Below are 14,412 nucleotides of genomic sequence, written 5' to 3' on the forward strand. Positions count from 1 at the left end.
AGAGCTAGAGCATTTCGCCGTTTACGTTAAACGGTGAAATGCTCTAGAGCCGGGTGCGGACCGTCCAGAGCTCCGGAAACAGCACAACCTCCAGCATCTTCTTCAGATAGGAGGCGCCTGAGGTGCCGCCCGTGCCGCGCTTCAAGCCGATGATGCGCTCGACCGTGGTGACGTGGTTGAAGCGCCAGCGGCGGAAGTAATCCTCGAAGTCGACCAGCTTCTCGGCCAGTTCGTAGAGCATCCAGTAGCGCTGCGGGTCGCGGTAGACGGTTTGCCAGGCAGCCAGCACGTCTTCGTTCTCGACGCGCGTCTCGCGCCAGTCCGTGCGCCCGGCATCGGCGCCGATGTCGAAGCCATTGCGCGCCAAAAGCAGAAGCGCCTCGTCGTACAGCGACGGCGTGGCCAGGATCGCTTCCAGCCTGTCCGTAAGATCGGGCCGGTGCTTGTGCGGCCCGAGCATGGCTAGGTTGCGGTTGCCGGCCATGAACTCGATAGCGCGGTACTGCCACGACTGGAAGCCCGAGGATTGGCCGAGCGCGTCGCGAAACTCGGTGTATTCGCTTGGCGTCATCGTGCGCAGCACGTCCCAGGCATTGTTGAGCTGCTCGAAGATGCGCGCGACGCGAGACAGCATCTTGAAGCTCGGTTCGAGGCGGTCGGCGCGGATAGAGCGGATCGCGGCGCCGATCTCGTGCAAAGCGAGCTTCATCCACAATTCCGATGTCTGATGCTGGATGATGAACAGCATCTCGTCATGGGCCGAAGACAGCGGCGCCTGCGCATCGAGCACCTTGTCCAGCTGCAGATAGTCGCTGTAGGACATCCGCTCCTTGAACGACATCTGCGCGCCATCGGACGCCGGATCGTGCGGCTTAATCAATTGCTCTTCTCCGCGCGCAACCGGAAGCGCTGGATCTTGCCGGTCTGGGTTTTGGGCAAGGCGTCGATGAACTTCACCGAACGCGGATATTTGTAGGGCGCGATCGTTGCCTTGACGTGGTCCTGCAGGCGTTTGACGGTCAATGCGTCCGGCGAAACACCTTGCACAAGCACGATATGCGCCTCGACGATCTGGCCGCGTTCACCGTCCTCGGCGCCGGTCACCGCGCATTCGGCGACGTCGGGATGCGAGAGCAGCGCCGCTTCGACCTCGGGGCCGGCGATGTTGTAGCCGGCGCTGACGATCATGTCGTCGGAACGCGCGGCGAAGTGGAAGAAGCCATCCTCGTCCTGCGTGAACGTATCGCCGGTGAGATTCCAGCCATCGCGGACATAGTCCTTTTGCCTGGCATCGGCCATGTAGCGGCAGCCGGTCGGGCCGCGCACCGCCAGCCGGCCAGTAGAGCCGCGCGGCAGCTCCCGCATCTCGTCATCGACGATGCGTGCCTGATAGCCGCCGACGGGTTTGCCGGTGGAGGCCGGCTTCATGTCGTCGAAGCGGTTGGAGATGAAGATATGCAGCATCTCGGTGGCGCCGATCCCATCGAGGATCGGCTTGCCGGTCTTCTCAGTCCATTCCTCGAAGACAGGCGCCGGCAGCGTCTCGCCCGCCGAAACCGCGACGCGCAGCGAGGACAGGTCAGCGCCTTGATCCATGGCCTTGAGCATGGCCCGATAGGCGGTTGGAGCGGTGAAGGAAATGGTCGCTTTGTAGGTCTCGATGATGTGGATCATGTTGGGTGGCGTCGCCTGTTCCAGCAGCGTCGCCGCGGCGCCGAAACGCAGCGGGAAGATGGCGAGCCCGCCAAGACCGAAGGTAAAGGCAAGGGGCGGGGAGCCGACGAAGATGTCGTCGGGCGTCACCTCCAGGATTTCGCGGGCATAGGCGTCGGCGACGATCAGCAGGTCGCGGTGGAAATGCATCGTCGCCTTCGGCACGCCGGTGGTGCCGGAGGTGAAGCCGAGCAGGGCGACATCGTCGCGGCCGGTGTTGACGGCAGTGAAGGTGACCGGCTTGTCGAGGGCGGCGCGGTCGAGTTCCGCGTCATGGTTGGCCGTGCCGTCGAAGCCAATGACCTGCTTGAGATACGCACTGCCCTTGGCGCAGGCGGTCATCTCGTCCATCAGCCTTGTATCGCAAAGCGCAACCGTGATTTCCGCCTTGTCGACGATCTTGGCGAGTTCGCCGGCGCGCAGCATCGGCATGGTGTTGACGACCACCGCGCCAACCTTGGTGGCGGCCAGCCAACAGGCGACCATGGCCGGGTTGTTGGCCGAGCGGATCAGCACCCGGTTGCCCGGCTTGACGCCATAATTCTCGACCAGGGCATGGGCGAGCCTGTTGGTCCAGTCGGACAGTTCCTTGTAGGTGCGGCGGCGGCCATTGCCGATCAGCGCGGTGTGGTCGCCGAACCCTTTTTCGACCAGCCTGTCGGTCAATTCGACGCCGGCATTTATGTGGTCGGGATAGTCGAAGCCGTCGAGCAAAAACTCCGGCCATTGCTCCGGCGGCGGCAGGTTGTCGCGCGTGAATGTGTCGATATGCGCTGATGGCCCAAGCATTTTCGGCTGCCCCTGTCTGCCTCGCGCCCATGGCTGAACAAGGCGCAGGATCGCACCAGTCGAAATTTGTTTCAAGCCTAAAATGTTTTTAGGTCGCAGCATTGACGCCGCCCTGTTCGGCGGCCATTCCTGTCGACTGAACTGAAGCCATCCGGGAGGGATGCAGATGCTCCAACATCGTGTTGCCGATTGGGACAATGCCTACGCCAACGGCGACAACATTGCCGGCAGCAATCGCTGGCCGGCCGCGTGGGACACACCGGCACAGGCTTTTCGCGACACAATGTCGGCGTCCGGTCGGGCCAAGCTCGACATCGCCTATGGCGACAGCCCGCGCAACAGGCTCGATCTGTTCCTTCCCGATGTCATGCCCAAAGGGCTCGTCGTCTTCATCCATGGCGGTTACTGGAAGGCGTTCGACAACAAGCCATGGTCGCATCTGGCCAACGGCGCGGTTGCCAATGGCTTTGCCGTGGCAATGCCGACTTACACGCTTTGTCCCGACATACGCATTTCCGGCATCGTCAGGGAAATCGCGGCGGCGATCGGCAAGGCGGCGACGATGGTCGGCGGGCCGGTGATCCTGACCGGGCATTCCGCCGGCGGCCATCTCGCCTCCAGGATGGTGACGACAACGACACCCCTGGCCGCCGATGTGGCGGGCCGCGTGCGCAATGTCGTCTCGATCTCCGGCGTCCATGACCTGCGGCCAATCATGCGGACGGGGATGAACGCGACACTGGCCATCGATGAAGCGGAAGCACTGGCCGAAAGCCCGGTTCTGCTGCGCCCCATGCAGGGCGCGCGCATCACCTGCTGGGCCGGCGGCGGCGAGCGGGCGGAGTTCCTGCGCCAGAATGCGCTGCTTGCCAACATCTGGATCGGCCTCGGCGCCACGACCAGCACAGTGGTCGAGCCGGACCGGCATCATTTCAGCATCGTCGACGGGCTTGCCGATCCGACACATCCGCTGACGCGGACATTGCTGGCGTAGTAACAAACAGTTTATCTGTTAGATTTAAAGGCTTAAATGCGCGACCTCAGCGCAACATCAGAACGCTGCAAGCAGCGCCTGCTTCTGCCGCCGGAGCGAAGGGCTCGCGCACGATCAGGCCGTTGGCGTCGGCCAGCATTCTCAGCATCGAGGAATCCTGGATGCCAAACGGCGTCGCCACCAATGCGCCGGCTTCTTCCCGGACCACGGCGCGCACATAGTCTTGCCTTAGATCATTGGCCGGCATCGCGGCGCCAAGCTGAGCCTGGCGGATGTCCTGCCGGTGGGGACGGCCGCCGAGCTGCGCCAATAGCGGCTTCAGGAACAATTGCGAGCAGACCAGGCTCGCCACCGGATTGCCGGGCAGGCCGATGCACCTGATATCGCCCAGCCGCCCGAACATCAGCGGCTTGCCCGGGCGCATGGCGAGCTTCCAGAAGTCGAGCTTCATGCCTTCGCCGGTCAGCACGTCATGGACGAGATCATGGTCGCCGACCGAAGCGCCGCCCAGCGTGACGATGACGTCGGCTTTCGCAGCGACCGCCTTTTTCACCAGTGCCGCAATCGCCTCCTTGCGGTCGGCAGCGATGCCGAGATCGAGGGCGCGGGCGCCGACCGACTGCGCCACAGCAGCGACGCCATAGGCGTTGGACGAGATGATCTGGTCGGGGCCAGGTTCGCTGCCCGGTGGCAGCAATTCGTCGCCGGTGGCGATGATGGCGACCAGCGGCCGTTGCACCACGTTCAGCCGGGAATGATTGGCCGACGCCGCCAGGGACAATGCAGCCGGATCGAGCACGCGGCCTTTTTCCAGCAGCACGTCGCCTTGCGCAAAATCCAGTCCAAGGCGGCGGATATTGCGGTTCTTCGCCGTCGGCTCGGTGACCTCGATCCGGCTACCGCCGAGATCGCGGACATTTTCCTGGATGACGATGGTGTCTGCGCCTTCCGGCAGCGGCGCGCCGGTGAAGATGCGCACGGCTTCCGCCTTACCTACAGTGCCGTTAAAGCCCCGCCCTGCAGGTGCCGTGCCGATAACCGAAAGCCTCGCCGGGAGGGTCGCCACATCCTGCGCCCGTACGGCATAGCCGTCCATGGCAGATGCATTGAAAGGCGGCTGGGTACGCAGCGCCACGACCGGCTCCGCCAGCACCCGGCCGGCCGCATCCGCCAGCGCGACGCTTTCACCGGGCAACGCCACAGCGCCGTCGAGGAGGCGTTGAAGCGCCTCGGCGACCGGAACCAGCACCATTTACGAACCCGCCTTGTAGTCGCCGGACTTGCCGCCGGTCTTTTCCACCAGCTTTATACCGGAAATCACCATGGCGCGGTCGACCGCCTTGGCCATGTCGTAAATGGTCAGGCACGCGACAGATGCCGCAGTAAGCGCCTCCATCTCGACCCCGGTCTTGCCGGTGACGCGGGCAAGCGCGGTGACCCTGAGGCCGGGCAGCGTGGTGTCCGGTTCGATGTCGACCGACACCTTGGTCAAAAGCAGCGGATGGCAGAGCGGAATCAGCTCATGCGTCTTCTTGGCCGCCATGATGCCGGCAATGCGCGCGGTACCCAGCACATCGCCCTTCTTGGCGTCGCCGTCGAGGATCATCTTCAGGGTTTCGGCCCGCATCGAGACAAAGCCCTCGGCGACCGCCGTGCGCGTCGTCTCCGCCTTCTCGCCGACATCGACCATGTTGGCCTCGCCCTTGGCGCCGAGATGGGTGAGGGCGGCTGCCATCCTCAGATGGCCTCTGCCTTCGCCTTGCCTGTCAAAAGCAGCCGCGTTGCCGCAGCGACATCCTCTTGCCGCATCAGGCTCTCGCCGACGAGGAAGGTGCTGATGCCGGTCTTTTGCATCCTGAAGCAATCGTCGTGGGTGAAAATTCCGCTCTCGCTGACCAGCAATCGGCCGCCCGGTACCATCGATGCCAGCCGTTCCGAGGTCTCGAGGTTGGTCTCGAATGTTCTGAGATTGCGGTTGTTGATGCCGATCAGCTGCGACGAGAGTTTTACCGCGCGCTGCGTCTCGGCCTCGTCATGCACCTCGATCAGCGCGTCCATGCCGAGTTCGAACGCGGTCGCTTCCAATTCGCTCGCCAAGGCATCATCGACGCTGGCCATGATGATCAGGATGGCATCGGCGCCCCATGCGCGAGCCTCGTAGACCTGGTAAGGGTCGAACAGAAAATCCTTGCGCAGCGCGGGCAGGGATACTGCCTTGCGTGCATTGGTGAGAAATTCCGGCGCGCCCTGGAAGGATGGCGCATCGGTCAGCACCGAAAGACAGGCGGCGCCGCCTTTCTCATAGGCCTGCGCCAGTGCGGGCGGGTCGAAATCGGCACGGATCAAGCCTTTGGATGGGCTTGCCTTTTTGATCTCGGCGATCAGGCCGAAGCTGCCCGATCTGCGCTTCGCCTCAAGTGCCCTCCGAAAGCCACGCGGTGCGTCGGCATCCTTGGCTCGCGCCTTGATCTCGGCCAACGGTATCCGCGCCTTCGCCGCCGCGATCTCGTCGCGCTTGTAGGCCTCGATCTTGCGCAGAATGTCAGCCACGGCTCATCCGTTCGAAATCTCGACCAGCCTGTCGAGCACGCCCAGCGCCCGGCCGCTGTCGATGGCCTGTGTGGCCGCGGCCATGCCGTCGGCAAGCGTCGTCGCCTTGCCGGCCACCACCATGCCGGCGCCGGCGTTCATCAGCACCGTATCGCGATAGGCCCCGGCAGCACCTCTCAGCATGTCGCGCAACGCCGTGGCATTGTAGGCGGCGTCGCCGCCGCGCAACTCGTCCTTGGTGTGGCGCTGCAGGCCGACGGCTTCCGGGGTGAGCGTGAAATGGCGGATCTCGCCGCCGGCCAGTTCCGCCACCTGCGTTTCGCCGGTGGTGGTGATTTCGTCATAGCCGTCGCCATGGACCACCCAGGCATGCTCGGTGCCCAACGCCTTCAATGTCTCGGCCACCGGCACGATCCATTCCGGCAGGAACACGCCGACCATCTGCCTGCTGACGCCGGCCGGATTGGACAGCGGTCCGAGCAGGTTGAAGATGGTACGCGTGCCGAGCTCGACGCGGGTCGGGCCGACATGCTTCATCGCCGGGTGGTGCGCAGGTGCGAACATGAAGCCGACGCCGGCCTCCTGGATGCAGCGGCCGATTACCTCTGGCGGGATATCGATCTTGACGCCGAGCGCGACCAGCACATCGGCAGCGCCCGTCAGCGACGACAGGCCGCGATTGCCGTGCTTGGCGACCGGCACGCCGCAGCCGGCAATGACGAAGGCCGAAGCGGTCGAGATGTTGACTGAATGCGAATTGTCGCCGCCCGTGCCGACAATGTCGATGGCGCCCTCAGGAGCTTCGACGCGCAGCATCTTGGCACGCATGGTGGCGACGGCGCCGGAAATCTCGCTCACGGTCTCCCCGCGCACGCGCAACGCCATCAGGAAGCCGCCGATCTGGCCCGGCGTCGCGTCGCCAGACATGATGATGTCGAAAGCTTCGCGCGCTTCCTCGAAGGTAAGCCCGGTTCCCGTGGCGACCTTGGCGATATGGGTCTTCAGGGCGCTCATTGGGCCAAGACGTTCATTGGGCTAAGGCCATTCATTGGGCGAGGGCTTGGGAAACGGCGGCCTGGTCGACGCTGACGGCGTACTGCGTCTGCAACTGCGCCACCAGCTGGTCGAGCAGATCGTCGGACATGCCTTGCGTGAAGGATTTTTGCGCATCGTCGGGTACCGAGCTGGCGTCGGCTCCGGCCGGCTCGAACACTTCGGCGACCTTGAACAGGATCTGGCCGTCGCCGGTGGGCGAGGGGATCAGCCCGGTGCCGCCTTCGCCGACCCCGAACATCGCAGCAGCACCCTCCTTGCCGAAATCGACATCGTCGGCCTCGCGCTTCACGCCGCGCTTGGTCTGCTTTTCAAGCTTCAGTTCGCCGGCGATGACGTCGAGTGTGGTGCCAGCCTTGAGGCGCTTGTCGAGTTCGTCTGCTTTCGCGGTCAGCCGCTTGGTCGTTTCCTCTGTCGTCCAGTCCGCCACCACGCGCTGGCGGACTTCGTCCAGCGTGCGGTCGCGAGCCGGCGTGATCGATGTCAGTTCATAGAACACGAAGCCGTTGTTAGGCGTGGTCAGGGCTTGATTCTCGGTGTTGGGCTCGGCCTCGAACACCGCCTTGATCAGGTCCGGCGATGCCGGCAGGTCCTTGATGATGGTGCCGTCCGGCTTGAGGCCGGTGCGGTCTATGGCCTCGACGGTGACGTCCTTGAGCTTCAGTTTGGCGGCGGCTTCGGCCAGCGTGCTGCCGGCGGCGCGGGTGTCTTCGTAGTTGTCGTGCACGTCGAGCAGGATGCGGCTTGCCTCGCCGAGCGCCAGATCCTTTCGGATCTGGTCTGACACTTCCGCCAGCGGCTTCACCGTTTCCGGTTTGATCTCGGTGACGCGCAAAAGCACCGGACCGAACGCGCCCTGGACGACCGGGCTGACTTCGTTGACGGCAAGCGCGAATGCGGCATCGGCGACCGCCTTGTCGGTGATCTTATCCTTGGAGAGCGTGCCGAGCAGCGTGTCGGCCGGGGTCTTGCCCTGCGCGGTGACGATCTTGTCGAAAGTGGCGCCCGTCTTCAGCGAATCGGATGCCGCCTTGGCGGCGTCCGCGGAAGGGAACACCAGCTGTTCGATGGTGCGCATTTCCGGCGTGGTGTAGCGGCCCTTGTTCTTGTTGTAGTCGTCGCTGACCTGCTGGTCCGTTACGGCGCTGACATCCATGATGTCTTCGGGCTCGAGCCGGACATAGGAGAATTTGCGGTATTCTGGCGCCGCGTAGGTTTTCTTGTTGGCCTCGAAATAAGCCTGAAGCACGCTGTCGGATGGCGCCTCGATGGGCTCCACCAACGCCTTTGGCAAGATCAGATAGTCGATGGTGCGGTCTTCGCCCCGATAGAGCGCAACTGCCTTGAAGAAGGTGTCCGGAGCCTTGAGGCCGTCCGAAACCGCTTCGACGATCTGCTGGCGCACCGCCACCTGAGCCCGGTTCTTCAGATAATCCTCCGGCCGCATTCCCAGTTCGCGCAGCCGGGATTCGAACAGCCGGCGGTCGAACTGGCCATTCGGGCCTTGGAAGGCGGGTTCCTGCCGCGTCAGTTCGGCCAGCCTGTCCTTGGAGAAGCCAAGCCCGAGCTTGCGCGCCTGTTCGTCAAGGACGGCGCCGGACACCAACTGAGCCAGCACCTGGTTGTCGATGCCATAGGCCTTGGCCTGGTCGCGGCTGATGCGCTGGCCGATCTGCTGCTGCAGCATGGCGATCTGGCGATCGTAGGCGAGGCGGTACTCGGTGATCGACACGGTGGTGCTGCCGGCGGTGATCACCGCATGATGGCCAGCCAGGAAGCCGCCCGTCATCCGCGTGGTGACGCCCCAGGCAAGGAAACTCAACACCAGCAGCGACAGCAGGGCTTTCGCGACCCAGGTCCCTGCCGCGCTTCTCAATATACCAAGCATTGTTACTTCCGATTTTTGCGCAGTTTTGCGTGCGCCCGAGTCTGAAACAAGCGCAATAGCGCCCTTCCGGCTCACTGTCGATTGCTTTGTGGCCTGATTTTGATAGGGAGGGCGAGACCCCAATGTCGCCCGGAGAACCAGATCCCCATGACGCCAGGAATTCGACCGCTCGTTGCCGGCAACTGGAAAATGAACGGCACCAGCGCTTCGCTGAACGAGCTCAGGATGATCGGCAACGGCTTCATGAGCGGGCTCGACGCAGAGACCGAAGCATTGGTCTGCGTGCCGGCGACCTTACTGTCGCGCGCCGTCGAAATCCTGTCGCGCACGCCGGTGCGGGCCGGTGGCGAGGACTGCCACATCAAGGAAAGCGGCGCCTTCACCGGCTGCGTCTCAGCCGAGATGCTGAAGGATGCGGGCGCCAGCCACGTCATTGTCGGCCATTCCGAGTGCCGCGAACAGCGCAGCGAGGACGATGCCATCGTCCTCGCCAAGGCCTCGGCGGCGTGGCGGGCAGGGCTCGTCGCCATCATCTGCATCGGCGAGACCAAGGCCGAGCGCGAAGCGGGCACAGCACTCGACGTGTTGTCGCGCCAGGTCGCCGGCTCGGTGCCACCGAGCGCAACGCCCGCCAACACCGTTATCGCCTACGAGCCGGTATGGGCTATCGGCACCGGCCTGACGCCGACCGCCGAAGACGTGGCGGAGGCGCACGCGCATATCCGCCAAAAACTGGCGGAAGCGCTCGGCGCAGCCGTGGCCGGCAAGATGCGCATCCTCTATGGCGGCTCGGTCAAGGCGTCCAACGCTGTCGAACTGCTGGGCGTCAAAAACGTCGATGGCGCGCTGGTTGGCGGCGCCAGCCTGAAGGCGTCCGACTTTCTCGCCATCGCCGAGGCATACCAGAATATCTCGTAGGCCCCGGAATTTCGTTGCCGACCAGTTCGGTCATAGACTTATGAACGCAGCAGTTCGGCGGAAATCGTTGCAAAGGGCGCATTGCTTCCCATATTCCGGCCACGGGCTTGGAAATGCCGTTAAAGCATTGTATGGAGCCGCCTCCAAATCACCGGCCCTGATCGCCAGGGAGCGGCAGGGCTTGCCAGGATAAAATATGGAAACCGTACTGATCGTCATCCACCTCATGGTCGTGCTCGCCCTTGTCGGCGTGGTGCTGCTGCAACGCTCCGAAGGCGGTGGTCTCGGCATTGGCGGCGGTTCCGGTTTCATGACCGCGCGTGGCGCCGCCAATGCGCTGACGCGGGCGACGGCGATCCTGGCCGCGGCCTTCTTCGTGACGTCGCTGACACTCTCGATCGTTGCCCGCTATGGCGAAAAACCGATCGACATTCTCGACCGCGTGCCGGCCGACAGCGGCAACGGCGTGCTCAATCAGTTGCCCGGCACGACGGCGCCGACGCCGCCTTCGGGCAACACCGCACCGGCCGCGCCCGCGGCCAACGGCGCCGCCACCACGCCGCCCGCCACCACGGCCCCGGCGACGGCTCCATCTCCGGCGACGCCACCTGCAACCGATTCGGCTGCGCCGCCGGCTACCAATGGCGTTACCTTGCCGGTCACGCCGCAGGTTCCGAACCAGTAGTCGGTAGGGTCGGATGCCGCGATCTGTTGTTGTTTCAACACAGTCGCGGCAAATGGCACACGATCACGAAGATTCGACCGCACCCCGTGCTTGAGGCCCGTACGCCACTTCGATTATAGATTGCCGGCGGCACTTTCTGCGCCCTTGGGGGGCGCCGGGCGACGCCGTGGGCAACAAGCATTGAACGATCGGATCTTCGCCATGCAGCTTCGCAGCTTCATTTTCATGGGGTTTTGTGCCGTATTCGGCATGAGCTCCGCGGCCTTCGCCGGCACTCCGGCAATGACCTCACCGCAGGCGGTTGGCAAAACCGCTGTCATCAACGTCGCCGCCAAGAGCGATGCGACGCAGCTGAAGCTTCTCAAGAAGAAGAAAAACCCGAGCCCGGACGATCTGGCTCAGATCAGCAAGCTCGAAGACAAGATCGCCGCCGACAGGGATCTCGCCCGCGTCAAGGCGCTCGAGGCCCGCAAGCTGGCGATGCGCGATGCGGCGAAAGCCAGGGCCGATGCCCAGCGCCAGGCGTTCCTGGCCAGCAAGGGCAAGCCGGTGGTGATCGCTGACGCCAAGCCAGGCAAGAAGATCACCAAGATCATCGCTCCGGTTGACCCGATCGCGCCGGTCGAGCCGATCGAATCGACTGAACCGCTTCCGGCCGAAGCGATGAATATCGCGCTGACCGGCAACAATGGCGAATTGCGCAGCGAGGCCCCGGGCCAGAAGCCGACGAGCGGCGGACTGTTCGCCGGCCTGTTCGGCGGCACGTCCTCTGCCTCGTCGATTGCCTATCTCCCCGAAACGCGCGCGCTCGACCAGGCTCTCGCCAAGCGGCAAGCCAAGAAGCAGTTCAAGGTGAAGCCGGAATTCGTGCCGCAGGACGTCGAATTCAGCGGCTATGAGCCGGGTACGATCGTCATCGATACCAGCGCGCGCCGCCTCTACCTCGTCGAATCGGCTTTCACCGCCCGCCGCTATGCGATCGCGGTCGGCCGCGAAGGCCTGCAGTTCAAGGGCAAGGTTGCCGTTGGCGACAAGCAGGAATGGCCGCGCTGGATCCCGACGCTCGACATGCAGAAGCGCGAACCCAAGCATTATGGCCAGTACAAGGACGGCATGCCCGGCGGCGGCCAGAACCCGCTCGGCGCCCGCGCCATCTATCTCTACGACGGCAAGAAGGACACGCATCTGCGCATCCACGGCACCATCGCGCCGCAGTCGATCGGAACCAGCGCTTCCAATGGCTGCTTCCGCATGATCAACGAGCACGTCATGGACCTCTACAGCCGCGTCAGGGTCGGCACCAAGGTCGTCATCATCTGACGCTTTCACAAACCTGCCGAAAGGGCCGGCTTTTGCCGGCCCTTTTGTTTTGACCAAAACACCAGTCTCGAACCTCGGGACTATCGCGCCTTCTCTGGAAAAAGCCTCAGCGGCGGTTTTTTCTCTGGCGGAATCAATTCGGCCGCGTTAAGCGATGACTCCCATGGCGCGATATGTATTCATCACAGGCGGCGTGGTTTCCTCACTTGGAAAAGGCATCGCTGCAGCGGCCCTTGGGGCTCTCTTGCAGGCGCGAGGCTATCGCGCACGCATCAAAAAGCTCGATCCCTATCTCAATGTCGATCCCGGAACGATGTCGCCTTACCAGCATGGCGAGGTTTTCGTCACCGATGACGGCGCCGAGACCGATCTCGATCTTGGCCATTACGAGCGCTTCACCGGCCGCTCGGCCAACCAGCAAGACAACATCACCACCGGCCGCATCTACAAGAACATCATCGAGCGCGAACGGCGCGGCGACTATCTCGGCGCCACCGTGCAGGTCATTCCGCATGTCACCGATGAGATCAAGAATTTCGTGCTCGACGGCAATGACGACTATGATTTCGTGCTGTGCGAGATCGGCGGTACGGTTGGCGATATCGAGGCGATGCCGTTTCTCGAGGCTATCCGCCAGCTCGGCAACGATCTGCCGCGCAACAACGCCGTCTATGTCCACCTGACCTTGATGCCTTACATCCCCACGGCCGGCGAGTTGAAGACCAAGCCGACCCAGCATTCGGTCAAGGAACTGCGCGGCATCGGCATCGCGCCCGATATCCTGCTGGTCCGCGCCGACCGCGCCATCCCCAAGGAAGAGCGCAGAAAACTGTCGCTGTTCTGCAATGTGCGCGAGAGCGCCGTCATCCAGGCGCTCGACGTGCCCCACATCTATGACGTGCCGATGGCTTACCACAAGGAAGGGCTCGATTCGGAAGTGCTGGCCGCCTTCGGTATCGATCCGGCGCCGAAGCCGCGCATGGAGCCCTGGCAGGCCGTGTCCAACCGCATCCACAATCCGGAAGGCGAGGTAACGATCGCCATTGTCGGCAAATACACCGGCCTCAAGGATGCCTACAAATCGCTGATCGAGGCTTTGTCGCATGGCGGCATGGCCAACCGCGTCAAGGTCAAGCTCGACTGGATCGAGAGCGAGATTTTCGAGAAGGAAGACCCGACGCCGTGGCTGGAAAAGGTGCATGGCATCCTGGTGCCCGGCGGCTTCGGCGAGCGCGGCTCGGAAGGCAAGATCCTGGCGGCGAAATTCGCCCGCGAGCGCAAGGTGCCGTATTTCGGCATCTGCTTCGGCATGCAGATGGCCTGCATCGAGGCAGCGCGCTCGCTGGCCGGCGTCGAACACGCCTCGTCGACCGAATTCGGTCCGACCGACGAGCCGGTCGTCGGCCTGATGACCGAATGGCTGAAAGGCAACATGCTGGAGAAGCGCCGCGAAACGGGCGATCTCGGCGGCACCATGCGGCTTGGCGCCTATCAGGCTGAACTCGCCAAGGGTTCGAAGATCGCCGACATCTATGGCGACACCCAGATTTCCGAGCGCCATCGCCACCGCTACGAGGTCAATATCGACTACAAGGAGCGGCTGGAAGATTGCGGCCTGGTGTTTGCCGGCATGTCGCCCGACGGTGTGCTGCCGGAAACCGTCGAATATCCCGACCATCCCTGGTTTATCGGCGTCCAGTATCACCCGGAGCTGAAGAGCCGGCCGCTGGAGCCGCATCCCCTGTTCGCCAGCTTCATCTCGGCCGCGGTGGACCAGTCGCGGCTGGTATAAGCAGGCCGCGTTGCCATGCAAACCTATGTTGCGCTGCTCTACAGCATTATCCTCGGCGAAGGCCGCCGGGTCGTCATGGCCGACCTCAAGGCGATGGCTGAACAGCTTGGGCTGAAGAACCCGCGCACCCTGGTGGCGACCGGCAATCTGGTCTTCGAGACACGGGCGACTGGTATCGCCAAGCTGGAACAGCAGTTGGAAACGGCCTTCGAAAAAACCTTCGGCCGCAATGTCGTCATCATCGTGCGCACTGCCGAGGATTGGCTGAAACTTGCCGCCGGCAACCCATTCCCGGCCGACTCTGCCGAGGCAGGCGATCAGGTGGCCGTGCGGGTGATGCGCGAGCCAGCGCCAGCGGATGGTGTGGCCGCGCTCCAGGCCTATGCCGCCGAGGACGAGAGGGTGGCTTCGGTCGACGGCGACATCTGGGTCGTCTTTTCGCGCCAGCGGCCAAGCTCGCGGCTGCTCGCTGCCATGAACCACAAGCGCATGGGCATCGGCACCGCACGCAACTGGAACACGGTGCGGAGGTTGGCTGAGATGGTGGAGTAGGGAGTAGGGAGTAGGGAGTAGGGAGTAGGGAGTAGGGAGTAGGGAGTAGGGAGTAGGGTGTAGGGAGTAGAGTTATTATTCCCTACTGACTACTGACTACTGACTACTGACTACTGACTACTCCCTATCCCTCAATTTCACGCCTTCGCCGTCCTGGC

Annotated in this window: 13 protein-coding genes; 6 read left to right on the plus strand and 7 right to left on the minus strand. The window is 63.5% G+C overall.

The genetic code is table 11. The features are described 5' to 3' along the window. Window positions 1-43 precede the first annotated feature (43 nt). Complete coding sequence (gene kynA, locus NKI10_RS11030; protein WP_023748414.1) at window positions 44-880, minus strand: tryptophan 2,3-dioxygenase; 837 nt, start codon at window positions 878-880, stop codon at window positions 44-46. Next, window positions 877-2,502 carry an AMP-binding protein gene (locus NKI10_RS11035; protein WP_023671045.1) on the minus strand — a complete coding sequence of 542 codons (1,626 nt, stop codon included), beginning with the start codon at window positions 2,500-2,502 and terminating at the stop codon, window positions 877-879. Before NKI10_RS11035 ends, kynA begins: the two co-directional genes overlap by 4 nt. Window positions 2,503-2,668: 166 nt before the next feature. On the opposite strand from NKI10_RS11035, the gene NKI10_RS11040 reads away from it, so the two are divergent. Beyond that, window positions 2,669-3,496: a hormone-sensitive lipase gene (locus NKI10_RS11040; RefSeq protein WP_352859885.1), complete on the plus strand. Its 828-nt coding sequence runs from the start codon at window positions 2,669-2,671 to the stop codon at window positions 3,494-3,496. A 46-nt stretch (window positions 3,497-3,542) separates the two neighbouring features. On the opposite strand, the gene NKI10_RS11045 is transcribed toward NKI10_RS11040, so the two are convergent. Genes NKI10_RS11045 through NKI10_RS11065 form a run of 5 tightly spaced genes read right to left on the minus strand, consistent with a single transcriptional unit; the run spans window position 3,543 to window position 8,987 of the window. After that, complete coding sequence (locus tag NKI10_RS11045) at window positions 3,543-4,748, minus strand: molybdopterin molybdotransferase MoeA (RefSeq protein WP_352859887.1); 1,206 nt, start codon at window positions 4,746-4,748, stop codon at window positions 3,543-3,545. Then, window positions 4,749-5,231, minus strand: a complete 483-nt coding sequence (gene moaC, locus NKI10_RS11050) for a cyclic pyranopterin monophosphate synthase MoaC (RefSeq protein ID WP_023684710.1) — start codon at window positions 5,229-5,231, stop codon at window positions 4,749-4,751. It abuts the gene before it with no gap. 2 nt (window positions 5,232-5,233) lie between these two features. Then, the gene (trpC, locus tag NKI10_RS11055) at window positions 5,234-6,046 is read right to left on the minus strand and encodes an indole-3-glycerol phosphate synthase TrpC (protein WP_352859889.1); all 813 of its coding nucleotides are present in this window, start codon (window positions 6,044-6,046) and stop codon (window positions 5,234-5,236) included. A 3-nt stretch (window positions 6,047-6,049) separates the two neighbouring features. Continuing rightward, a complete protein-coding gene (trpD, locus tag NKI10_RS11060; protein WP_023712346.1) occupies window positions 6,050-7,060 on the minus strand; it encodes an anthranilate phosphoribosyltransferase in 1,011 nt (336 codons plus the stop codon). A gap of 31 nt (window positions 7,061-7,091) precedes the next feature. Continuing rightward, window positions 7,092-8,987: a peptidylprolyl isomerase gene (locus tag NKI10_RS11065; RefSeq protein ID WP_023688560.1), complete on the minus strand. Its 1,896-nt coding sequence runs from the start codon at window positions 8,985-8,987 to the stop codon at window positions 7,092-7,094. A gap of 147 nt (window positions 8,988-9,134) precedes the next feature. On the opposite strand from NKI10_RS11065, the gene tpiA reads away from it, so the two are divergent. The 5 genes from tpiA to NKI10_RS11090 all read left to right on the plus strand — a co-directional run bounded on the left by tpiA (window position 9,135) and on the right by NKI10_RS11090 (window position 14,254). After that, window positions 9,135-9,905, plus strand: coding sequence for a triose-phosphate isomerase (gene tpiA / locus NKI10_RS11070; protein WP_023688559.1), 771 nt, complete (start codon window positions 9,135-9,137; stop codon window positions 9,903-9,905). Between the two features lie 196 nt (window positions 9,906-10,101). Beyond that, window positions 10,102-10,590, plus strand: coding sequence for a preprotein translocase subunit SecG (gene secG, locus NKI10_RS11075; RefSeq protein WP_023724397.1), 489 nt, complete (start codon window positions 10,102-10,104; stop codon window positions 10,588-10,590). A 201-nt stretch (window positions 10,591-10,791) separates the two neighbouring features. Continuing rightward, window positions 10,792-11,910 carry a L,D-transpeptidase gene (locus NKI10_RS11080; RefSeq protein ID WP_352859892.1) on the plus strand — a complete coding sequence of 373 codons (1,119 nt, stop codon included), beginning with the start codon at window positions 10,792-10,794 and terminating at the stop codon, window positions 11,908-11,910. A 154-nt stretch (window positions 11,911-12,064) separates the two neighbouring features. Continuing rightward, entirely contained in the window at window positions 12,065-13,702 is a 1,638-nt protein-coding gene (pyrG, locus tag NKI10_RS11085; RefSeq protein WP_081725397.1) for a CTP synthase, read from the plus strand. A 15-nt stretch (window positions 13,703-13,717) separates the two neighbouring features. After that, window positions 13,718-14,254 (plus strand): DUF1697 domain-containing protein, encoded by a 537-nt coding sequence (locus NKI10_RS11090; RefSeq protein WP_023709418.1) that lies wholly within the window; start codon window positions 13,718-13,720, stop codon window positions 14,252-14,254. The last annotated feature ends 158 nt before the right edge of the window (window positions 14,255-14,412 follow it).

The organism is Mesorhizobium sp. M0802, from assembly GCF_040320115.1.
Lineage (GTDB): Bacteria > Pseudomonadota > Alphaproteobacteria > Rhizobiales > Rhizobiaceae > Mesorhizobium.

What these genes read in the sequence shown, in the direction of transcription:
- tpiA (WP_023688559.1), top strand. Translation starts at nt 9,135, where the DNA reads ATGACGCCAGGAATTCGACCGCTCGTTGCCGGCAACTGGAAAATGAAC.
- NKI10_RS11040 (WP_352859885.1), top strand. Translation starts at nt 2,669, where the DNA reads ATGCTCCAACATCGTGTTGCCGATTGGGACAATGCCTACGCCAACGGC.
- NKI10_RS11090 (WP_023709418.1), top strand. Translation starts at nt 13,718, where the DNA reads ATGCAAACCTATGTTGCGCTGCTCTACAGCATTATCCTCGGCGAAGGC.
- NKI10_RS11080 (WP_352859892.1), top strand. Translation starts at nt 10,792, where the DNA reads ATGCAGCTTCGCAGCTTCATTTTCATGGGGTTTTGTGCCGTATTCGGC.
- trpD (WP_023712346.1), bottom strand. Translation starts at nt 7,060, where the DNA reads ATGAGCGCCCTGAAGACCCATATCGCCAAGGTCGCCACGGGAACCGGG.
- moaC (WP_023684710.1), bottom strand. Translation starts at nt 5,231, where the DNA reads ATGGCAGCCGCCCTCACCCATCTCGGCGCCAAGGGCGAGGCCAACATG.
- secG (WP_023724397.1), top strand. Translation starts at nt 10,102, where the DNA reads ATGGAAACCGTACTGATCGTCATCCACCTCATGGTCGTGCTCGCCCTT.
- NKI10_RS11035 (WP_023671045.1), bottom strand. Translation starts at nt 2,502, where the DNA reads ATGCTTGGGCCATCAGCGCATATCGACACATTCACGCGCGACAACCTG.
- pyrG (WP_081725397.1), top strand. Translation starts at nt 12,065, where the DNA reads ATGACTCCCATGGCGCGATATGTATTCATCACAGGCGGCGTGGTTTCC.
- NKI10_RS11045 (WP_352859887.1), bottom strand. Translation starts at nt 4,748, where the DNA reads ATGGTGCTGGTTCCGGTCGCCGAGGCGCTTCAACGCCTCCTCGACGGC.
- NKI10_RS11065 (WP_023688560.1), bottom strand. Translation starts at nt 8,987, where the DNA reads ATGCTTGGTATATTGAGAAGCGCGGCAGGGACCTGGGTCGCGAAAGCC.